This is a genomic window from Enterobacter sp. SECR19-1250 (assembly GCF_013391025.1).
GTDB classification, from domain to species: Bacteria; Pseudomonadota; Gammaproteobacteria; order Enterobacterales; family Enterobacteriaceae; genus Enterobacter; species Enterobacter cloacae.
The window spans coordinates 1-19,779 of sequence record NZ_JACASJ010000094.1; the positions used below are offsets into that span (position 1 = coordinate 1).

Consider the following 19,779-nt stretch of genomic DNA (forward strand, 5'->3'; position numbering starts at 1 on the left):
ATATATTCAAGCCTATCTCTTATCTGGAGATACAGCTACTGTCCGGTGTTTCAGGGGGCTACATCACTCCATAGGCTGACATTAAACTCAGCTCTCTCATTCCCTGTGCACTGTTAATCCAGGCGTACATATCGGCATTGCTGCGCAGCGACAACCGTCGCATCGCACTGTTTTTCTGCGCACTGATCGTTTTGTTGCTCTTCTTGAGCAAGGTAGCAATTTGGTTAATTCCCCAGCCCTTACCTAGCAGGCGTAACACTTTGCGTTCAGAGTGGGTCAGCGCAACAAACGGTTCGTCTTCGGTTTCCGCCTCCGCGGGTTCAGGAGACAATAACGTCTGGCTTATCCGCTCCGCCCGCTCGCTACCTGCACGAATAGCATTAATCACGCCTTCAATCGGTTCCATTTCTGAAAGCAACGTGCTTTCCGGGCGCATAAGCAGTTCCACTGCAATGGGATACAGGGGACGAGAGACCATAAAAATCCAGTGAATATCCCGGTATTGGTTCAGTAAGTTGTAATATTCTTCTAACGTTCCCCGGGGTTTCCTGTATTCACCTGAAATATCAGCAATAATGACATTAGCCCGGCGAAGCTGAAGTAACGTTAACTCCTGCAGCGAACGACAATAAGTCAATTCAAATTCTGGGAAATGGTTTGCCATAACGCTGCCTAACCCGTTTTGCATAACGGGTACCCTGCTAATAACTACGCCATGTTTACCATTCAATGACAACATAGACCCTCCGTGTCCATTTTTCATTTGATGAGTAGCGTCTAAACGCATCAAGATTTATGTTTTTTCGTCCCTGAGTGTAGACTGATTAATACAAGCAGAAGATGAGATATGTTCTTAGCTTAAGAAAGGCCTAAAACAACGCTAATATCTCACAAAGCGCAATTAAATTTAATTGCAAGAGCATTAAAATAATGAAAATATAAAATAAGAATAACTTAATATAAATATTCTATATTTCGAATCATATAAATTCATCGCATTTATATTTAAACCTCATTCTCTTTCGCGAACCGGGCTGCAACTGTTTGCAGGAATCTTGATCTGACCCAGAGCAAGGGATACCGCACTCTGTGCTAAAAGTAAGCATCAGGGGCCAACAGGCAAGCGACTCACCAACACTTCGGGACACTACATGCAGGCAGAAATATCGATGCAGCGTGCCACCACGCGGCTGTGTATTCAGTGCGGACTTTTCCTGCTCCAGCACGGGGCGGAAAGCGCCCTGGTCGAGGAGCTTTCGACGCGTCTGGGGCTGGCATTGGGGATGGATAGCGTCGAAAGCGCGATTTCATCGAACGCTATCGTGCTGACCACCATCAAGGATGGCCAGTGCCTTACCTCTACCCGTAAAAACCACGACCGCGGCATTAATATGCATGTGGTAACCGAAGTGCAGCACATCGTCATTCTGGCTGAACATAAGCTGCTCGACCTGAAAGAGATAGAAAAACGGTTCAACCAAATCAAACCCCTACGTTATCCGCGCTGGCTGGTGGTGTTGATGGTGGGGTTATCGTGCGCCTGTTTTTGTAAGCTCAATAAAGGGGGCTGGGACGGCGCGTTCGTGACCTTCTGCGCCAGCAGCATCGCCATGTATGTACGCCAGGTACTGACGCACCGGCAGTTGCACCCACAAATTAACTTCTGCATCACCGCGTTTGTTGCCACCACGGTGTCGGGGCTGCTGCTGCGCCTGCCGCAGTTTGCCAACACGCCCACCATCGCCATGGCCGCCAGCGTGCTCCTGCTGGTTCCGGGCTTCCCGCTGATTAACGCCGTTGCCGATATGTTTAAAGGGCACATCAATACCGGTCTGGCGCGCTGGGCGATTGCCAGCCTGCTTACGCTGGCAACCTGTATCGGCGTAGTGATGGCCATGACGCTGTGGGGGTTACGCGGATGGGCGTGATAACGTTTCTGCTGGCACTGATGCAGGACATGATCCTGGCCGCCATTCCCGCCGTCGGCTTTGCGATGGTCTTCAACGTCCCGCAGCGCGCTTTGCCATGGTGTGCGCTGCTGGGCGCCATCGGTCATGGCTCGAGAATGATCATGATGACCGCTGGTTTTAATATCGAGTGGTCAACTTTTATGGCCTCCATGCTGGTCGGCAGCATTGGTATTCAGTGGTCGCGCTGGTATCTGGCGCACCCTAAGGTGTTCACCGTCGCGGCCGTCATCCCGATGTTCCCCGGCATTTCAGCCTATACGGCCATGATTTCAGCGGTAAAAATCAGCCACTTTGGCTACACCGAGCCACAAATGATCCTGCTTCTGAGCAACTTTCTTAAGGCCTCATCTATTGTTGGCGCACTCTCGATCGGGTTGTCGATCCCGGGACTGTGGCTTTACCGCAAACGCCCGCGCGTTTGATGTTTGTGTTATTTCGCTGCCATGGGGATAATCTTTCTATTCCGTTTAGTGACGATAAGGAAAGGATGTGGCAAACCCTGGCAGCGAACTCCCGGAGCACAGTGAAGAATCCAGCCTGAAGGAAAAAATCTTTCAGAGCGCTATCGCCCTTTTTGCCGAATATGGGTTGAACGGCGCCCGCATGGAGCAGATCGCAGAGAAAGCAGGCACCACTAAACGGATGGTGGTTTACCATTTTAAGAACAAAGAAAATCTTTACCTTCTCGTTCTTGAGTACGTCTACACCCGGATCCGCGCCAGTGAAAAAGCGCTCAGCCTTGCAGACATACCGCCGGTTGAAGCGCTGGTGCACCTGGTGGAAGCCACCTTTGACTACCACGCAGACCACCCGGATTACATTCGTATTATCTGCATGGAGAACATGCAGCGTGGTCGCTTTATGCAGCAATCCAGCTACCTGCGCCAGGTCAACCGCAGCGCGCTCGACCTGCTCGACGATATCCTGCGGCGCGGAAAAGAAAAGCAGCTGTTCAGCCAGTCTGTTGACCCGCGGGATCTTCACCGCCTGATCAGCAGCTTCAGCTTCCACTATGTTGCCAACAGCTACACCTTTACGCTGCTGTTTGAAGAGGGAGCAGACGAGCAATCTCAGCGCCAGCACTACCGGAAAATGGCCGTTCAGGTGGCGCTTCGTTATACCTGTCCATAAAATTGCTTGCAATTATATCGCGCACTATCTATATTCAACTCATGAACGCAAAAACGAACGACACCACCAACGCGCTTCTGCTGGATAACCAGCTCTGTTTTGCCCTATATTCGGCAAACCTGGCGCTTAACAAGCTGTACCGGCAACTGCTGGCGCCGCTTAACCTGACCTACCCGCAATACCTGGTGATGCTGGTACTGTGGGAGCAGGATGACATTACGGTGTCGGACATCGGTGAGCGGCTGTTTCTTGACTCTGCCACCCTGACGCCGCTGTTGAAGCGTCTGGAAAGCGCCGGGCTGATCAACCGTCAGCGTTCGCGTAAAGACGAACGCCAGGTTGCCGTCACGCTGAGCGATGCGGGACGTGAGCTGCAGCAGCAGGCCTCCGGGATCCCCCACGCGGTGGGATGCGCAGCGCAATGTGACACTGACACCATGCTGGCACTCAAGCAGCAGCTTGAAATTTTGCGACATCAGTTACATCACGCGTAAGGCTATACTTTACGCGTATTTATTTACCCAAATACATCGCGTGCTATTTAATAGCGCACACTAACGTAAAATGAGGAACCTGCCATGTCTTTAGAAAAAGTTGTCTACACTGCCAAAGCAAAAGCGACCGGAGGCCGTGACGGCCGCGCAACCTCTTCCGATGGCGTCCTGGACGTCAAACTGGGTGTGCCAAAAGAGATGGGCGGCATGGGTGGCGAAGTGACCAACCCTGAACAGCTGTTTGCTGCCGGCTACTCTGCCTGTTTCCTGGGGGCGATGAAATTTGTGGCTGCGCGCGACAAATTTACGCTGCCAAAAGAGGCCTTCATTGAAGGTGAAGTGGGAATTGGTCCACTGCCAACCGGTTTTGGTATCGAAGCCAAACTGAACATTCACGTTGAAGGCATGGATCCTGCAGAAGCCAAAAAACTGGTGGATGCCGCGCACATTGTGTGCCCGTACTCTAACGCGACCCGCGGCAACATCGACGTGACCCTGAATATCATCGCGTGATAAATGCCTGATGGCGCTGCGCTTATCAGGCCTACGACTGTAGCCCCGGTAAGCGCAGCGCCACCGGGGAAATCCCCTCCATTCCCTCATCCTCTCTGTGCTACCATAAGCCCATATCACGCCCGTAGTAATCAGTAGAGAAAGCGTTATGTCCTCCAGAATTCTGACCACCAGCATTGCTGGTATTGATGCCTTTATGCGCGATCCCCGCGGTGTGTTGACGCACGCTGAAGGCGGCACGCTTGCAGTGTTGGCCGACAACGCCCCGGCGTTTTACGCCCTCACCCCGGAGCGTCTGGCGCAGCTTCTGGAGATAGAAGCGCGGTTGTCGCGCCCGGCAAGTGACGTCACGCTCGATAACCAGTTCTTTGAAGAGCCGGGTAACGCCCCCGTCACTGTGCCGATGGGGAAATTTGCCCTGTACGCGGGCTGGCATCCGGATGTGGATTTCCAGCGGCAGGCGGCATTGTGGGGCATTGCGCTGACGCAACCGGCTACCCCTGAGGAGCTTGCCGCCTTTATTGCCTGGTGGCAGGCAGAAGGCAAAGTCTTTACCCACATTCAGTGGCAGCAAAAGCTCGCCCGCCATCTGCAAATTAACCGCGCCAGCAATAACGGCCAGCCAAAACGCGATATCAACGCTTTTTCAGAACCGGATAAACAGATCCCTAATGGATTCCGAGGTGCGAAATGAAAAACGTCGGCGACCTGATGAAACGACTGCAAAAGATGATGCCAGCCAATGTGAAGCCTGCCTTCACAACGGGTGAAGAACTTCTGGCGTGGCAAAAAGAACAGGGTGAGATCCGCGCTGCCGCCCTCGCCCGCGAAAACCGGGCGATGAAAATGCAGCGTACCTTTAACCGTTCCGGTATTCGTCCCCTGCATCAGAACTGCTCATTCGATAACTATAAAATTGAGACCCACGGGCAGATGAACGCCCTGGCCGCCGCCCGGCAGTACGTGGACGAATTCGACGGCAACATCGCCAGCTTTATCTTCAGCGGTAAGCCCGGCACCGGTAAAAATCACCTGGCCGCCGCCATCTGCAACGAACTGCTTCTGCGCGGGAAATCGGTGTTAATCATTACCGTGGCCGATATCATGTCTGCCATGAAAGATACCTTCAGCAACCGTGAAACCAGCGAAGAGCAGTTGCTTAACGATCTGAGCAATGTGGATTTGCTGGTTATTGACGAGATCGGTGTTCAAACCGAATCCCGCTATGAAAAGGTGATCATTAACCAGATTGTCGATCGCCGCTCTTCTTCCAAGCGTCCCACCGGCATGCTGACCAACCACAATATCGACGAGATGACCCGCTTACTGGGCGAGCGCGTGATGGATCGCATGAAGCTGGGCAACAGCCTCTACGTCATCTTTGACTGGGAAAGCTATCGCAGCCGCGTCACCGGTAAAGAGTATTAAGACAGTTCCAGGAATCGCCGCCGGAGCGGAGGTATATACTGGACCTCTTCCGGCCCAAAACGGACCTTTTTGAGAAAGCCATTATGAAAAAACAGATTCTTTTCAGCACACTTTTAGGCGCCCTGCTGGTCACCGGCATGGCCCATGCCGCGTCATGGCAGGAGTCCCTCTCCAGCGCCGCCAGCGAACTCACCAAAGAGAGCGGCAGCACTCAGGGCGGGCTGTCAGCCTCTTCCCTCACCAGCCTGCTGGGCAATAGCTCCCAGAGTCTGAGTGCCGGCACCATGAACAACGCAGCAGGCATCCTGGAATACTGTGCGAAGCAAAAGCTGGCTTCCGTGACCGATGCGCAAAATGTGAAAAACCAGGTGCTCGGTAAGCTGGGTCTGGACACCCAGGAGCAGAAAGCCGACACCAACTACATGGACGGCATTCAGGGTCTGCTGAACGCGCAAAATGGTCAGCAGCTGAATCTGAGCACCCTTGGCAACTCCTCTCTGGCGAAACAGGTGAAAACCAAAGCCTGCGATCTGGTGCTGAAACAAGGCGTTAATTTCATCTCCTGATCGGCCCCATTTCCTGCCACAACACGCCGCGTTTAATACGTTAGTCTTGCAACGCGGCGTGAAACCGGCATTTTCCCCTTCTGCCCTCGTCTCAGCATCCGTACAGCAGGATGCGACCGCCTTCAAAAAAACGATTTTCTAAACCAATTCCTAACAACGGCACACTTTCGTGACACTAAAATTGCAGCTTAGCGACATCACCATTACATTGTATTACCCAAAAAATAATCAATTAGCCAGCGAAGCATCTGGCGTCATGAGGATATGCTGTTGTCAGAGTTAATGTCCCTTGCCCTTTTTCTGGCCTCCATCGGCGTTTACGCCTGGAAAGCTGGCCGTAACACCTGGTGGTTTATCGCCACGCTGGTGGTGCTCGGCATTTTTATTGTTTTAAACATTACGCTCTACGCCAGCGATTACTTTACCGGAGACGGGATAAACGATGCGGTGCTCTACACCCTGACCAATAGCCTGACGGGCGCAGGCGTGGGTAAGTATATTCTCCCCGGTCTGGGCCTGGTGCTGGCGCTGGTGACCATTTTTGGCGCGCTCGCCTGGGTGCTGCGCCGCCGCCGTCATCTTCCGCACCACCATGGCTACAGCCTGCTGGCGCTTTTCCTTGCGCTGGCCTCCGTGGATGCCAGCCCGGCATTTCATCAGATCACCGAGCTGGTGAAATCCCAGTCGCGCGACGGTGACCCGGATTTCGTGGCGTACTATAAAGAGCCATCGAAAACGATAGCCAACCCGAAGCTTAATCTGGTGTACATCTACGGCGAGAGTCTGGAGAGGACCTATTTCGATAACGACGCCTTCCCGAACCTGACGCCGGATCTGGGCGCGCTGAAAAAAGAAGGCCTCGACTTCAGTCACACCATGCAGCTGCCCGGCACCGACTACACCATTGCCGGAATGGTCGCCTCCCAGTGCGGCATTCCTCTGTTTGCCCCCTTTGAAGGCAACGCCTCAGCTTCAATGTCGAGCTTCTTCCCGCAGAATATCTGCCTGGGCGACATCCTGAAAAACTCCGGTTACGAGAACTATTTTGTCCAGGGGGCCAACCTGCGCTTTGCCGGGAAAGATGTGTTCCTGAAATCACACGGGTTTGATCATCTGTACGGCTCAGAAGAGTTAAAAACGACCGTCGCCGACCCCACTTACCGCAACGACTGGGGCTTCTACGACGATACCGTGCTGGAGGAGACCTGGAAAAAATTCGAAGAACTGTCCCGCGCCGGGAAACGCTTCTCCCTCTTTGCCCTGACGGTAGATACTCACCATCCTGACGGTTTCGTCTCGCGTACCTGCAAGCGCAAACGCTACGACATTGACGGCAAAGATAATAAATCCTTCAGCGCCGTCACCTGTAGCCAGGAGCATATCGCCGCCCTTGTTCAGAAAATTAAAGCCTCACCCTGGTTCAAAAACACGGTGATCGTGGTCTCTTCAGACCATCTGGCGATGAAAAACAGCGCGTGGGATCAGCTGAACAAACAGGATCGCAGCAACCTGTTCTTCGTTCTGCGCGGCGACAAACCGCAGCAGGAGGTAATCGCCACCAAGCGTAATTCGATGGATAACGGCGCCACGGTGCTGGATATTCTTGGCGGTGACAACTTTATTGGCCTGGGCCGCAGCACGCTGTCGGGACAATCGCTGTCCGAAGTGTTCCTCAATATGAAGGAAAAAATCCTCGCCTGGAAGCCGGATATCATTCGTCTGTGGAACTTCCCGAAAGAGATGAAAGACTTCACTATCGATCAGGATAAAAAAACGATCGCCTTCTCAGGCAGCCACTTCCGGCTGCCGCTGCTGCTGCGCGTGTCGGATAAACGCGTTGAGCCGCTGCCTGAAAGCGAATACTCGGCGCCGCTGCGCTTCCAACTGGCGGAGTTTGCCCCGCGTGATAACTTTGTCTGGGTCGATAAGTGCTACAAAATGGGCCAGCTCTGGTCGCCGCCGCTGGCGCTGTCGACGGACTGGTGCGTCTCTCAGGGGCAGCTTGGCGGGGAGCAAACCGTGCAGCACGTGGATAAGCCAGTATGGAAGGGCAAAACCGCCTTCAGGGATACGGTTATCGATACCGCCCGCTATCAGCGCAACATTGATATGCTGAAAATCGTCGACAACGATATTCGCTATAAAGCCGACAGCTTTATCTTCAACGTCGCCGGTGCGCCGGAAGAGGTTAAACAGTTCAGCGGTATCTCTCGTCCGGAGTCCTGGGGACGCTGGTCCAACGCACAGCTGGGCAATGAGGTAAAAATTGAGTATGCCCACCCCTTGCCGCAGAAATTCGACCTGGTGATCACCGCCAAAGCGTATGGCGCTAATGCTAACCGCCCTGTTCCGGTACGGGTGGGCGACAGCGAGCAGACGCTGACCCTTGGCAACGAAGTCAGCACCACCACGCTGCATTTCGATAATCCTTCACGGAGTAATACCCTGGTGATTGTGCCGCCAGAGCCGCAATCCACCAATGAAGGCAATATTCTCGGCCACTCACCGCGCGAGCTCGGGATTGGCATGGTCGAAATTAAAATCGTGGGTAACGCAGGCTAATGCGTGTCGGCCTTAACATCACCGTTCGCCCAACACGCCCCGGTGACGTCACCGCCCTGCCCGCCATAGAACGCGCAGCGGGCGAGCGTTTCCGGGATTACCCGGAACTCGCCTGGCTTGCAGAGGGCGAGGTCATTTCCGCTGAGCAGCATCTCGACTACGCCGAACGCGGACTGAGCTGGCTGGCGCTGGCCAACGACCAGCCGGTCGGTTTTATCCTCGCAGAATTGCACGTTTCGTCGCTGTTCATCGTGGAGCTTTCGGTGCATCTGGACTGGCAGGGAAAAGGGATCGGCCGACGGCTCATCGCCTGTGTCGCTGACCAGGCCCGCAAAAGGGGGCTGGCATCGCTGACGCTGACAACCTTCCGGGACGTGCCGTGGAATGCGCCGTTCTATGCGCGGCTGGGGTTTGAAATGATAACGACGCTGACGCCTGAACTGCGTGAAAAACGCGAAGAAGAGATGGCGCACGGTTTAGCGTATGACGCTCGCTGTGCCATGCGCCTGCCTCTGTAATATCGTCCGACGGCGCACCGTCATTGCGTAGGCCGGGTAAGGCGTAGCCGCCACCCGGCACCACGCACGGCGTTAGAAGGTTTCCCAGTTATCGCCCGCATCCGCGGTCGCCGGTTTACGCATCACCACCGGTGCAGCAACGCTTTTGGCAGCGGCAAACTCACGTGCTTTCATCTGCTCCTGCTGAATACGGAACACCGCGACGGCCTGCGTCAGGCGGCTCGCCTGCTCTTCCAGCGCCGCAGCGGCAGCAGCAGACTCTTCCACCAGCGAGGCGTTCTGCTGAGTCACGCGATCCATCTCCGCCACCGCCAGACCAACCTGATCGATACCGCGGCTCTGCTCATCAGAGGCAGAGGCGATTTCGCCCATGATATCGGTCACGCGGGTCACCGCATTAACGATTTCACCCATCGTTTCACCGGCGCTTTCCACCAGCGTTGAGCCCACTTCCACACGACCGACGGAGTCTTCAATCAGGCTCTTGATCTCACGGGCAGCCTGGGCACTGCGCTGGGCCAGGTTACGTACTTCACCTGCCACGACGGCGAATCCGCGACCCTGCTCACCCGCACGTGCAGCTTCAACCGCCGCGTTCAGTGCCAGAATGTTGGTCTGGAAGGCAATACCGTCAATCACGCTGATAATATCGGCGATTTTCTGCGAACTGCCCGCGATGTCGCGCATGGTTTGCACCACGTTATCCACCACTTTCCCGCCCTTCTGTGCGGTTTCAGACGCACTCAGCGCCAGGTTGCTCGCCTGGCGGGCATTCTCGGCGTTCTGCTTCACGGTCGCCGTCAGCTGCTCCATGCTGGCTGCGGTCTCTTCCAGGGAAGCGGCCTGCTGTTCAGTACGGGAAGAGAGATCGTTATTGCCCATCGCGATTTCGCTCGCGCCGCTGTAGATGGCGTTTGCGCCGTTACGCACGTCACCAACGGTACGTACCAGTTCGCTCTGCATATGACGCAGCGAGTCGGCCAGTTCACCCATCTCGTTAGCGCCTTCCACTTCAATGCGCTTCACCAGATCGCCGCTGGCGATATGGCGAATGTTGTCGATGAGACGGGTCAGCGGAGAGATCAGCGCCTGCTTGATACCCAGCCACACGCCCACGATGACCACCAGCACAACGATCAGCACGCTGATCAGCACCCAGATCGCCTGGCTGTAAGAGCTGTTGCTGTTTTCCACCGCCATCTGATACAGCTTGTCGTTCTGCAGCAGGTAGTTCACATACTGCTTCTCAAAACCATCCTGATAGCTCTGGGTAGGCTGATCGAAGAAAGCGTTAATTTTGCCTGCCCCCAGCAGTTGAATCAGCTCCGCCAGCGCGCCGTGATAAATATCGTAGTTACGCTTAATTTCCATCGCTTCAGCGTCGCTCTGACGCGGATCGCGCGGCAGGGCTTCGTAGGCGGCCCAGTTTTTTTCCGCCTGTTTCAGTGACACAGAGGCAATTTGCATCAGATCGTTCACGGTCGCGCCGCTGCCGATATTGTTCTGATCCATCATGTAGCGGATGCCCGCGCGGTTCAGGGTGTTACGGGTTTGCAGCAACGCCACCCAGCTGGCGTTCAGCGTGGATTGTTGCTGGCGAATGGTTTGCAGGACGGTGAAATTCTCTTTGTCATGCTTCAGGGCATTGAAGAAAAGACCACCGGAGGTCAGTTGTAAAAGGCCAAATATCGCTAAAACCAGCATTAAGCTGGTGACAATCTTGATACGGTTTAACATGTTTTCTCTTCCTTCAGACAGATACAGAATTTTCGGCCTGGAAAGGGAAAACTTTACGAAAATCATCCTTTAATTTGTGGTTTTTACTCTTCGTCACGCGCTGCGTTATGGCGGTTTCCCAGCGCGATAAACTCCTCAAGCAGCGCCGTCAGCTGTTTCATCTTCTTCGGCGTATATTCCGCCTCTATCTGCTGGTACGCCTCTTCCACCTGCGCCTGAGCGTGCTCGTACAGCGCGTTGCCCTCTTTGGTCAGCGACACGTACAGTTTGCGCTGGTCATTGACCGGTTTTAAGCGCAGCACCAGACCGTCGCGCTCCATGCGCGTCAGAATGCCCGTCAGGCTCGGGCGCAATATGCAGGTCCGAAACGCCAGATCGTGAAAATCCATCGAGGGATGTTCAGCCAGTACACGCACAATGCGCCACTGCTGCTCGGTCAGGTTATGCCGCTTCACAATTGGTCGGAAGTAGGACATTGCCGCTTCCCGCGCCTGCAACAGGGCGATAGTTAAAGAATCATGCATAGCCACTCCCGCTTATTGTTAACAAGTAAACAATTCAAAATCGCTGTTTTAATCAACCGCTTTTTGACCATCGAAAAGTCTAACAGAAACAACAGCACTTTATTAACACGATGATAAATATATCATTTTAAACGAAAATGTAAATTTATTGTTATTCATATCACAAATATTTCACTTCTGATTGCGAAATAATCAGCAAAAGCATAAAACCAGATCATTAACATATTAACAAAATCAACGCCGGCGTTCCGGCCTGAGGAGTATGTCAATGAAAGGTACCGTTTTTGCCGTGGCGCTGAACCACCAAAGCCAGCGCGACGCCTGGGCTGAGGCGTTTGAAAAAGCCCCTTACAACACCCCGCCAAAAACCGCGGTGTGGTTTATCAAGCCACACAACACGGTGATCCGCGCAGGTGAACCCATCCCGTTCCCGCAGGGTGAGACGGTGCTGAGCGGCGCAACCGTCGCGCTGGTGGTGGGCAAAACGGCCAGCAAAGTTCGCGTGGAGGACGCGGCAGCCTACATCGCCGGGTACGCGCTGGCCAACGAGGTAAGCCTGCCGGAAGAGAGCTTTTATCGCCCGGCAATCAAAGCCAAATGCCGGGACGGGTTTTGTCCGCTGGGTGAGCTGGTCGCCGTCGACAACGTGGATAACCTGACTATCATCACCGAAATCAACGGCCGCGAAGCGGACCACTGGAACACCGCCGGGCTACAGCGCAACGCCGTCGAACTGCTGAGCGCCCTGAGCGAGTTCGCGACCCTGAATCCGGGCGATGCGATCTTGCTCGGCACGCCGCAAAGCCGCGTCGAGATCCGCCCTGGCGATCGGGTACGCATTCTGGCGGAAGGGTTCCCGGCACTGGAAAACCCGGTGGTGGATGAACGCGACGTGGCGATGGCTCAGGGCGCGCACCCTCACCCCACGCTGTTCGCCCTCGGCCTGAACTACGCCGATCACGCCAGCGAGCTGGCATTCACGCCACCGACCGAGCCGCTGGTATTTATCAAAGCGCCCAATACCTTCAACGGCGACAACCAGACCTCGGTACGCCCGGATAACGTTGAGTACATGCACTACGAGGCGGAGCTGGTGGTGGTCATCGGCAAAACCGCGCGTAAGGTCAGTGAAGCCGAGGCGATGGATTTTGTTGCGGGCTACACGGTCTGTAACGACTACGCCATTCGCGACTATCTCGAAAATTACTACCGCCCGAATCTGCGGGTCAAAAGCCGCGACGGGTTAACCCCCATCAGCCCCAACATCGTGCCAAAAGCAGCCATTCCCGATCCGCATAACTTAACCCTGCGCACCTTCGTCAACGGTGAATTACGTCAGGAAGGGACCACGGCGGATCTGATTTTCAGCATCCCATACCTGATTGCATACCTGAGCGAATTCATGACTCTGCAGCCGGGCGACATGATCGCCACCGGCACGCCAAAAGGACTGTCCGACGTGGTACCGGGGGATGAAGTGGTGGTGGAAGTGGAAGGCGTGGGTCGCCTGGTAAACCGGATTGTGAGTGAGGAGACGGCAAAATGAAAAAGATTAACCACTGGATCAACGGCAAAAACGTGGCGGGAAGCGACTACTTCCACACCACCAACCCGGCCTCCGGCGAGGTGCTGGCAGAAGTCGCCGCCGGCGGGGAAGCGGAAATCCATCAGGCCGTGGCGGCAGCAAAAGAGGCTTTCCCAAAGTGGGCCAACCTGCCGATGAAAGAGCGTGCGCGTCTGATGCGTCGCCTGGGCGATCTGATTGACCAGAACGTGCCGGACATTGCCGCGATGGAAACCGCCGACACCGGCCTGCCCATCCACCAGACCAAAAACGTGCTTATCCCGCGCGCCTCGCACAACTTCGAGTTCTTCGCCGAAGTGTGCCAGCAGATGAACGGCAAAACCTACCCGGTTGACGACAAGATGCTGAACTACACCCTGGTGCAGCCGGTGGGCGTCTGCGCGCTGGTGTCGCCGTGGAACGTGCCGTTTATGACCGCCACCTGGAAGGTCGCCCCCTGCCTGGCGCTGGGGAATACCGCCGTGCTGAAGATGTCTGAACTCTCGCCGCTGACCGCCGACCGTCTGGGCGAACTGGCACTGGAGGCGGGGATTCCGGCGGGCGTGCTGAACGTGGTGCAGGGCTATGGCGCCACGGCAGGCGATGCGCTGGTACGCCATCACGACGTGCGGGCCGTCTCCTTCACCGGCGGCACCGCCACCGGGCGCAATATCATGAAAAACGCCGGGCTGAAGAAATACTCCATGGAGCTGGGCGGCAAATCCCCGGTACTGATTTTTGAAGATGCCGACATTGAGCGCGCGCTGGACGCCGCCCTGTTCACCATCTTCTCCATCAACGGCGAGCGCTGCACCGCGGGCTCGCGCATTTTCATCCAGCAGAGCATCTACCCGGAATTCGTCAAACGCTTCGCCGAGCGCGCCAACCGCCTGCGCGTGGGCGATCCGACCGATCCGAACACCCAGATTGGCGCACTGATTAGCCAACAGCACTGGGAGAAAGTCTCCGGCTATATCCGCCTGGGCATTGAGGAGGGCGCGACCCTGCTGGCGGGCGGCCCGGACAAACCGGCCGACCTGCCTGCGCACCTGAAAGGCGGTAACTTCCTGCGCCCGACGGTGCTGGCGGATGTCGACAACCGCATGCGCGTGGCGCAGGAGGAGATCTTCGGCCCGGTAGCATGCCTGCTGCCGTTCAAGGACGAAGCGGAAGGGCTAAGCCTGGCCAACGACGTGGAGTACGGCCTGGCGTCGTACATCTGGACCCAGGACGTCAGCAAAGTGCTGCGTCTGGCGCGCAATATCGAAGCGGGCATGGTGTTCGTGAATACCCAGAACGTGCGCGATCTGCGCCAGCCGTTTGGCGGCGTGAAGGCCTCCGGCACCGGGCGCGAAGGCGGCGAGTACAGCTTTGAGGTGTTCGCGGAGATGAAGAACGTCTGCATCTCCATGGGCGACCATCCGATTCCAAAATGGGGGATCTAAAATGGGAAAGTTAGCGTTAGCGGCAAAAATCACGCACGTACCGTCAATGTATCTCTCTGAGCTGCCGGGTAAAAACCACGGCTGCCGTCAGGGGGCCATCGACGGGCACAAAGAGATCGGCAAGCGCTGCCGCGAGCTGGGCGTCGATACCATCATCGTTTTCGACACCCACTGGCTGGTGAACAGCGCCTATCACATCAACTGTGCGGACCATTTTTCAGGCGTTTACACCAGTAACGAGCTGCCGCACTTTATCCGCGACATGACCTACGACTACGACGGCAACCCGGAGCTCGGGCAGCTGATCGCCGACGAGGCGGTCAAGCTTGGCGTGCGCGCCAAAGCGCACAACATCCCGAGCCTGAAGCTGGAGTACGGCACGCTGGTGCCGATGCGCTACATGAACGCGGATAAGCACTTCAAAGTGGTCTCCATCTCGGCGTTCTGCACGGTTCACGACTTCGCCGACAGCCGCAGGCTGGGCGAGGCCATCGTCAGCGCCATCGAAAAGTATGACGGCACCGTGGCGGTGCTCGCCAGCGGCTCACTGTCGCACCGCTTTATCGACGACCAGCGTGCGGAAGAAGGGATGAACAGCTACACCCGCGAGTTCGACCGCCAGATGGACGAACGGGTGGTGAAGCTATGGCGCGAAGGCCAGTTCAAAGAGTTCTGCAGCATGCTGCCGGAGTACGCCGATTACTGCTACGGCGAGGGTAACATGCACGACACGGTGATGCTGCTGGGTATGCTCGGCTGGGACAAATACGACGGCAAGGTTGAATTCCTCACCGAGCTGTTCGCCAGCTCCGGTACCGGCCAGGTTAACGCCGTTTTCCCGCTGCCCGCGTAAGGAGCCACCATGCCGCATTTTATCGCTGAATGTACCGACAACATCCGCGAGCAGGCCGACCTGCCGGGGCTGTTCGCCAAAGTGAACGAGGCGCTGGCCGCCACCGGTATTTTCCCCATCGGCGGTATCCGCAGCCGTGCCCACTGGCTGGATACCTGGCAGATGGCGGACGGCAAGCAGGAGTACGCCTTTGTGCATATGACGCTGAAGATTGGCTCCGGGCGCAGCCTGGAGAGCCGGGAAGAGGTGGGTGAAATGCTGTTTGCGCTGATCAAAGCGCATTTTGCCAACCTCATGGCCGCCCGCTATCTGGCGCTGTCGTTTGAGCTCGATGAACTGCACCCGACGCTCAATTACAAACAAAACAACGTACACGCGTTGTTTACGTAATACCGTCCCCTCTCCCTTTGGGAGAGGGTAAGGGTGAGGGGAAATCTCTGCGGCCCGATGCCCTCACCCCGTCCCTCTCCCACCGGGAGAGGGAGAAAACAAACATAAAACAGGATATCGCCATGCTCGACAAACACACCCATACCCTGATCGCCCACCGCCTGCATCAGGCGGAGCAGTCCCGGGAGCAGATCCGCGCGATCTCGCTGGAGTACCCGGAGATCACGATTGAAGACGCCTACGCCGTACAGCGCGAATGGGTGAACCTGAAAATCGCCGAAGGCCGCATGCTGAAAGGCCACAAGATCGGCCTCACCTCAAAAGCAATGCAGGCCAGCTCGCAGATCAGCGAGCCGGACTACGGTGCGCTGCTAGACGATATGTTCTTCCTCGACGGCAGCGACATCCCCGTCGATCGCTTTATCGTCCCGCGCATTGAGGTGGAGCTGGCCTTCGTGCTGGCAAAACCGCTGCGCGGACCGAACTGCACGATCTTCGACGTCTACAACGCCACGGATTACGTCATCCCCGCGCTGGAGCTGATCGATGCCCGCTGCCACAACGTTGACCCGGAAACCCAGCGCCCGCGCAAGGTGTTCGACACCATCTCCGATAACGCCGCCAACGCGGGCGTGCTCCTCGGCGGCCGTCCGATTAAGCCCGACGAGCTGGATCTGCGCTGGATCTCCGCCCTGCTCTATCGCAACGGCGTGATCGAAGAGACCGGCGTCGCCGCGGGCGTACTCAACCACCCGGCTAACGGCGTGGCGTGGCTGGCTAACAAGCTTGCGCCGTACGACGTGCAGCTTGAGCCGGGGCAGATCATCCTCGGCGGTTCGTTTACCCGTCCGGTCGCGGCCAGCAAAGGCGATACCTTCCACGTGGACTACGGCAACATGGGCTCCATCAGCTGCCGCTTTGTCTAGGAGATAACCATGCAAAACGCATTCAAAACGGCGTTGAAAGCCGGAAAGCCGCAGATTGGTTTATGGCTGGGGCTGACCAGCAGCTACAGCGCTGAACTGCTGGCGGGGGCTGGTTTCGACTGGCTGCTGATCGACGCCGAACATGCGCCGAACACCGTGCAGACCGTCTTAACCCAGCTGCAGGCCATTGCCCCTTATCCGAGCCAGCCGGTCGTCCGCCCGTCGTGGAACGATCCGGTGCAGATCAAACAGCTGCTGGATGTGGGCGCGCAAACCCTGCTGGTACCGATGGTACAAAACGCCGAAGAAGCCCGTCTGGCGGTCCGTTCCACGCGCTATCCGCCTGCGGGTATTCGCGGCGTGGGCAGCGCCCTGGCGCGGGCCTCACGCTGGAACCGCATCCCGGACTACCTGCACCAGGCCAACGACGCCATGTGCGTGCTGGTGCAAATCGAAACCCGCGAGGCGCTAAAAAACCTGCCGCAGATCCTGGATGTGGACGGCGTCGACGGGGTGTTTATCGGCCCGGCGGATCTGAGCGCCGACATGGGCTTTGCCGGTAATCCTCAGCACCCGGAAGTGCAGGCGGCCATTGAACAGGCGATCGCGCAGATCCTGAGCGCCGGCAAAGCGCCCGGCATCCTGATGGCCAACGAGCAGCTGGCAAAACGCTATCTCGAACTCGGCGCGCTGTTTGTCGCCGTCGGCGTCGACACGACCCTGCTCGCCCGCAGCGCCGAAGCGCTGGCGGCACGTTTTATCGATCATCCGGTTACGTCAGTTAATAACAATAAATCCGTCTACTAAACGTAAGATCTGGAGCGCACCATGACGACCTCTACCCTGCAAGATAATAAAGCTGTTGAACATCGCGTTATAAATAAGCTGTTCCGTCGTTTGATCGTGTTTCTCTTTATCCTGTTTGTCTTCTCGTTTCTCGATCGCATCAACATTGGCTTTGCCGGGCTGACGATGGGCAAAGATCTGGGCCTCACCTCCACGATGTTTGGCCTGGCCGCGACGCTCTTTTATGTCACCTACGTACTGTGCGGGATCCCGAGCAACATCATGCTGGCGAAGATCGGCGCCCGGCGCTGGATCGCCGGGATCATGGTGGTGTGGGGGATCGCGTCCACCTGCACCATGTTCGCCACCAGCCCGGAAACGCTCTATGTGCTGCGCATGCTGGTGGGCATTGCCGAGGCTGGCTTCCTGCCGGGGATTTTGGTCTATCTCACCTGGTGGTTCCCGGCCTATCACCGCGCCCGCGCCAACGCGCTGTTTATGATTGCCATGCCGGTAACCATGATGCTCGGCTCTATTCTTTCCGGCTACATCCTGGCGATGGACGGGCTGTGGAATCTGAAAGGCTGGCAGTGGCTGTTCCTGCTGGAAGGGTTGCCGTCGGTGGTGCTCGGCGTGGTGACCTGGTTCTACCTTAACGACACCCCGGATCAGGCCAGCTGGCTGGATGATGAAGAAAAGCAAACGCTGAAAACCATGATCGCCCGTGAGCAAGAGCTGGCGGTGGCGCATGCCGCCACGCTGCGTTCAACGCTGCGTGAAGTCCTGACCCCGGCGGTACTGCTCTATACGCTGGCCTATTTCTGCCTGACGAACACGCTGAGTGCGATCAACATCTGGACGCCGCAGATCCTGCAAAGCTTCAACACCGGCAGCAGCAACATTGTGATCGGCCTGCTGGCGGCGATCCCGCAGTTTTGCACCATCCTCGGCATGATCTGGTGGAGCCGTCGCTCCGACAGGCTGAAAGAGCGAAAAAAGCACACCATCCTGCCGTATCTCTTCGCGGCGGCGGGATGGATGCTGGCCTCGGCCACCGATCACAGCCTGATCCAGCTGCTTGGCATCATCATGGCCTCAACCGGATCGTTTACCGCCATGGCGATATTCTGGACCACGCCGGATCAGGTTATTAGCCTGCAGTCCCGTGCGGTGGCGCTGGCGGTGATCAACGCTATCGGCAACGTCGGATCCGCCGTCAGCCCGCTGCTGATCGGCATTCTGCGTGATGCCACCGGCAGCTTCAGCTCCGGGCTGTGGTTTGTCGCCGGGCTGCTGGTGGTGGGCGCGCTGGTGCTGACGCGGATCCCAATGACCCGCCAGGAGAGCCTCGGGCGCGATCCGGGGATGGCGGCGCAGAAGATCCACTGAGGAGGAGCTATGTGCCAGAGCCCCGTCGCCAATATCGATATCAGCAAAGAGTACGACGAAAGTCTGGGCACCGACGATGTGCACTATCAGTCGTTCGCCCGCATGGCGGCCTTTTTTGGCCGCGACATGCAGGCGCATCGTCACGACCAGTATTTTCAGATGCACTTTCTTGATACCGGGCAGATAGAACTCCAGCTCGACGATCATCTCTACTCGGTGCAGGCTCCGCTGTTCGTCATTACCCCGCCGTCGGTGCCACACGCGTTTATCACCGAATCCGACAGCGATGGCCACGTTCTGACGGTACGCGAGGATCTCATCTGGCCGCTGTTGGAGGTGCTCTACCCCGGCACGCGAGAAGCGTTTGGCCTGCCGGGGATCTGCCTGTCGCTGGCCGATAAGCCCGACGAGCTGGCGGCGCTCAGGCACTACTGGCAACTGATTGCCAGGGAATCCACCGGGCAACTTCCTGGGCGCGAGCATACCCTGGTGCTGCTCGCGCAGGCGGTCTTTACCCTGCTGCTGCGTAACGCCAGGCTCGACGACCACGCTTCAGGCGGAATGCGCGGTGAGTTAAAACTGTTCCAGCGCTTTACCCAGTTGATTGACACCCACTATCACCAGCACTGGACGGTGCCGGACTACGCCTGTGAACTCCACCTGACCGAATCCCGCCTGACCGATATCTGCCGCCGCTTCGCCAACCGTCCGCCGAAGCGGCTGATCTTCGACCGCCAGCTGCGCGAAGCCAGACGGCTGTTGCTCTTTTCCGACAGTACGGTCAGCGAGATTGCTTGGCAGTTGGGCTTTAAGGATCCGGCCTATTTTGCCCGCTTTTTCAATCGCCTGACGGGTTGTTCGCCCAGCGCGTATCGGGCGCAGAAAGTACCGGTTTCTCCTGTTGCCCTCACCCCTGCCCTCTCCCAACGGGCTGAGGGATCCCCAGTAATATGGTCATGCCGCCATGACCATATTACTGTACT

General features: G+C 56.8%; 21 protein-coding genes. 18 read left to right on the forward strand and 3 right to left on the reverse strand.

Going from position 1 to position 19,779, the window contains the following annotated elements; genetic code table 11:
* Positions 1-58: 58 nt before the first annotated feature.
* Positions 59-739: a LuxR C-terminal-related transcriptional regulator gene (locus HX884_RS20215; protein WP_178328696.1), complete on the reverse strand. Its 681-nt coding sequence runs from the start codon at positions 737-739 to the stop codon at positions 59-61.
* A gap of 412 nt (positions 740-1,151) precedes the next feature.
* Here HX884_RS20215 and HX884_RS20220 point away from each other — a divergent pair, with 412 nt between their 5' ends.
* The 10 genes from HX884_RS20220 to HX884_RS20265 all read left to right on the forward strand — a co-directional run bounded on the left by HX884_RS20220 (position 1,152) and on the right by HX884_RS20265 (position 9,182).
* Complete coding sequence (locus HX884_RS20220; RefSeq protein WP_029882175.1) at positions 1,152-1,928, forward strand: threonine/serine exporter ThrE family protein; 777 nt, start codon at positions 1,152-1,154, stop codon at positions 1,926-1,928.
* Complete coding sequence (locus tag HX884_RS20225; protein ID WP_013095466.1) at positions 1,919-2,392, forward strand: threonine/serine exporter; 474 nt, start codon at positions 1,919-1,921, stop codon at positions 2,390-2,392. The genes HX884_RS20220 and HX884_RS20225 overlap by 10 nt, the downstream gene beginning before the upstream one ends.
* Positions 2,393-2,459: 67 nt before the next feature.
* Positions 2,460-3,101, forward strand: a complete 642-nt coding sequence (locus tag HX884_RS20230) for a TetR family transcriptional regulator (RefSeq protein WP_045902512.1) — start codon at positions 2,460-2,462, stop codon at positions 3,099-3,101.
* Between the two features lie 41 nt (positions 3,102-3,142).
* Positions 3,143-3,595: a MarR family winged helix-turn-helix transcriptional regulator gene (locus HX884_RS20235; RefSeq protein WP_038981282.1), complete on the forward strand. Its 453-nt coding sequence runs from the start codon at positions 3,143-3,145 to the stop codon at positions 3,593-3,595.
* An 84-nt stretch (positions 3,596-3,679) separates the two neighbouring features.
* Positions 3,680-4,108 carry an organic hydroperoxide resistance protein gene (locus HX884_RS20240; protein ID WP_013095463.1) on the forward strand — a complete coding sequence of 143 codons (429 nt, stop codon included), beginning with the start codon at positions 3,680-3,682 and terminating at the stop codon, positions 4,106-4,108.
* A 148-nt stretch (positions 4,109-4,256) separates the two neighbouring features.
* Positions 4,257-4,802 carry a primosomal protein DnaT gene (dnaT, locus tag HX884_RS20245; protein WP_014830554.1) on the forward strand — a complete coding sequence of 182 codons (546 nt, stop codon included), beginning with the start codon at positions 4,257-4,259 and terminating at the stop codon, positions 4,800-4,802.
* On the forward strand, positions 4,799-5,536 hold the full coding sequence (gene dnaC, locus HX884_RS20250) for a DNA replication protein DnaC (RefSeq protein WP_023620778.1): 738 nt from the start codon (positions 4,799-4,801) through the stop codon (positions 5,534-5,536). Before dnaT ends, dnaC begins: the two co-directional genes overlap by 4 nt.
* Before the next feature lie 83 nt (positions 5,537-5,619).
* Positions 5,620-6,102: a DUF2501 domain-containing protein gene (locus tag HX884_RS20255; protein WP_013095460.1), complete on the forward strand. Its 483-nt coding sequence runs from the start codon at positions 5,620-5,622 to the stop codon at positions 6,100-6,102.
* Positions 6,103-6,372: 270 nt separating this feature from the next.
* The gene (gene opgB, locus HX884_RS20260) at positions 6,373-8,664 is read left to right on the forward strand and encodes a phosphatidylglycerol--membrane-oligosaccharide glycerophosphotransferase (protein ID WP_178328697.1); all 2,292 of its coding nucleotides are present in this window, start codon (positions 6,373-6,375) and stop codon (positions 8,662-8,664) included.
* Positions 8,664-9,182 (forward strand): GNAT family N-acetyltransferase, encoded by a 519-nt coding sequence (locus HX884_RS20265; RefSeq protein WP_130626863.1) that lies wholly within the window; start codon positions 8,664-8,666, stop codon positions 9,180-9,182. The genes opgB and HX884_RS20265 overlap by 1 nt, the downstream gene beginning before the upstream one ends.
* Positions 9,183-9,254: 72 nt before the next feature.
* Here HX884_RS20265 and tsr read toward each other — a convergent pair whose 3' ends face one another.
* Complete coding sequence (gene tsr, locus HX884_RS20270) at positions 9,255-10,919, reverse strand: methyl-accepting chemotaxis protein (protein ID WP_029882181.1); 1,665 nt, start codon at positions 10,917-10,919, stop codon at positions 9,255-9,257.
* An 83-nt stretch (positions 10,920-11,002) separates the two neighbouring features.
* On the reverse strand, positions 11,003-11,443 hold the full coding sequence (gene hpaR / locus HX884_RS20275) for a homoprotocatechuate degradation operon regulator HpaR (protein ID WP_178328698.1): 441 nt from the start codon (positions 11,441-11,443) through the stop codon (positions 11,003-11,005).
* A 268-nt stretch (positions 11,444-11,711) separates the two neighbouring features.
* Here hpaR and hpaG point away from each other — a divergent pair, with 268 nt between their 5' ends.
* The 8 genes from hpaG to hpaA form a co-directional block, all read left to right on the forward strand.
* Positions 11,712-12,989: a 4-hydroxyphenylacetate degradation bifunctional isomerase/decarboxylase gene (gene hpaG / locus HX884_RS20280; protein ID WP_062729720.1), complete on the forward strand. Its 1,278-nt coding sequence runs from the start codon at positions 11,712-11,714 to the stop codon at positions 12,987-12,989.
* Positions 12,986-14,452 carry a 5-carboxymethyl-2-hydroxymuconate semialdehyde dehydrogenase gene (gene hpaE / locus HX884_RS20285; RefSeq protein WP_178328699.1) on the forward strand — a complete coding sequence of 489 codons (1,467 nt, stop codon included), beginning with the start codon at positions 12,986-12,988 and terminating at the stop codon, positions 14,450-14,452. Before hpaG ends, hpaE begins: the two co-directional genes overlap by 4 nt.
* A gap of 1 nt (position 14,453) precedes the next feature.
* On the forward strand, positions 14,454-15,305 hold the full coding sequence (gene hpaD, locus HX884_RS20290) for a 3,4-dihydroxyphenylacetate 2,3-dioxygenase (protein WP_029882183.1): 852 nt from the start codon (positions 14,454-14,456) through the stop codon (positions 15,303-15,305).
* 9 nt (positions 15,306-15,314) lie between these two features.
* A complete protein-coding gene (locus HX884_RS20295) occupies positions 15,315-15,695 on the forward strand; it encodes a 5-carboxymethyl-2-hydroxymuconate Delta-isomerase (protein ID WP_178328700.1) in 381 nt (126 codons plus the stop codon).
* A 122-nt stretch (positions 15,696-15,817) separates the two neighbouring features.
* Positions 15,818-16,621 carry a 2-oxo-hept-4-ene-1,7-dioate hydratase gene (gene hpaH / locus HX884_RS20300; RefSeq protein ID WP_178328701.1) on the forward strand — a complete coding sequence of 268 codons (804 nt, stop codon included), beginning with the start codon at positions 15,818-15,820 and terminating at the stop codon, positions 16,619-16,621.
* Between the two features lie 9 nt (positions 16,622-16,630).
* Entirely contained in the window at positions 16,631-17,428 is a 798-nt protein-coding gene (hpaI, locus tag HX884_RS20305; RefSeq protein WP_038981110.1) for a 4-hydroxy-2-oxoheptanedioate aldolase, read from the forward strand.
* Between the two features lie 21 nt (positions 17,429-17,449).
* On the forward strand, positions 17,450-18,796 hold the full coding sequence (gene hpaX / locus HX884_RS20310) for a 4-hydroxyphenylacetate permease (protein ID WP_178328702.1): 1,347 nt from the start codon (positions 17,450-17,452) through the stop codon (positions 18,794-18,796).
* Positions 18,797-18,805: 9 nt separating this feature from the next.
* A partial coding sequence (hpaA, locus tag HX884_RS20315) for a 4-hydroxyphenylacetate catabolism regulatory protein HpaA (protein WP_256737181.1) occupies positions 18,806-19,779 on the forward strand: 974 nt, incomplete at its 3' end.

Bases quoted from the DNA above. Each gene is read 5' to 3' on its own strand.
- HX884_RS20215 (WP_178328696.1), bottom strand. From the start codon at position 739: ATGTTGTCATTGAATGGTAAACATGGCGTAGTTATTAGCAGGGTACCC.
- HX884_RS20225 (WP_013095466.1), top strand. From the start codon at position 1,919: ATGGGCGTGATAACGTTTCTGCTGGCACTGATGCAGGACATGATCCTG.
- dnaT (WP_014830554.1), top strand. From the start codon at position 4,257: ATGTCCTCCAGAATTCTGACCACCAGCATTGCTGGTATTGATGCCTTT.
- hpaI (WP_038981110.1), top strand. From the start codon at position 16,631: ATGCAAAACGCATTCAAAACGGCGTTGAAAGCCGGAAAGCCGCAGATT.
- hpaH (WP_178328701.1), top strand. From the start codon at position 15,818: ATGCTCGACAAACACACCCATACCCTGATCGCCCACCGCCTGCATCAG.
- HX884_RS20295 (WP_178328700.1), top strand. From the start codon at position 15,315: ATGCCGCATTTTATCGCTGAATGTACCGACAACATCCGCGAGCAGGCC.
- hpaX (WP_178328702.1), top strand. From the start codon at position 17,450: ATGACGACCTCTACCCTGCAAGATAATAAAGCTGTTGAACATCGCGTT.
- dnaC (WP_023620778.1), top strand. From the start codon at position 4,799: ATGAAAAACGTCGGCGACCTGATGAAACGACTGCAAAAGATGATGCCA.
- HX884_RS20265 (WP_130626863.1), top strand. From the start codon at position 8,664: ATGCGTGTCGGCCTTAACATCACCGTTCGCCCAACACGCCCCGGTGAC.
- hpaG (WP_062729720.1), top strand. From the start codon at position 11,712: ATGAAAGGTACCGTTTTTGCCGTGGCGCTGAACCACCAAAGCCAGCGC.
- hpaR (WP_178328698.1), bottom strand. From the start codon at position 11,443: ATGCATGATTCTTTAACTATCGCCCTGTTGCAGGCGCGGGAAGCGGCA.
- HX884_RS20240 (WP_013095463.1), top strand. From the start codon at position 3,680: ATGTCTTTAGAAAAAGTTGTCTACACTGCCAAAGCAAAAGCGACCGGA.
- HX884_RS20220 (WP_029882175.1), top strand. From the start codon at position 1,152: ATGCAGGCAGAAATATCGATGCAGCGTGCCACCACGCGGCTGTGTATT.
- HX884_RS20235 (WP_038981282.1), top strand. From the start codon at position 3,143: ATGAACGCAAAAACGAACGACACCACCAACGCGCTTCTGCTGGATAAC.
- hpaD (WP_029882183.1), top strand. From the start codon at position 14,454: ATGGGAAAGTTAGCGTTAGCGGCAAAAATCACGCACGTACCGTCAATG.
- hpaE (WP_178328699.1), top strand. From the start codon at position 12,986: ATGAAAAAGATTAACCACTGGATCAACGGCAAAAACGTGGCGGGAAGC.
- tsr (WP_029882181.1), bottom strand. From the start codon at position 10,919: ATGTTAAACCGTATCAAGATTGTCACCAGCTTAATGCTGGTTTTAGCG.
- HX884_RS20255 (WP_013095460.1), top strand. From the start codon at position 5,620: ATGAAAAAACAGATTCTTTTCAGCACACTTTTAGGCGCCCTGCTGGTC.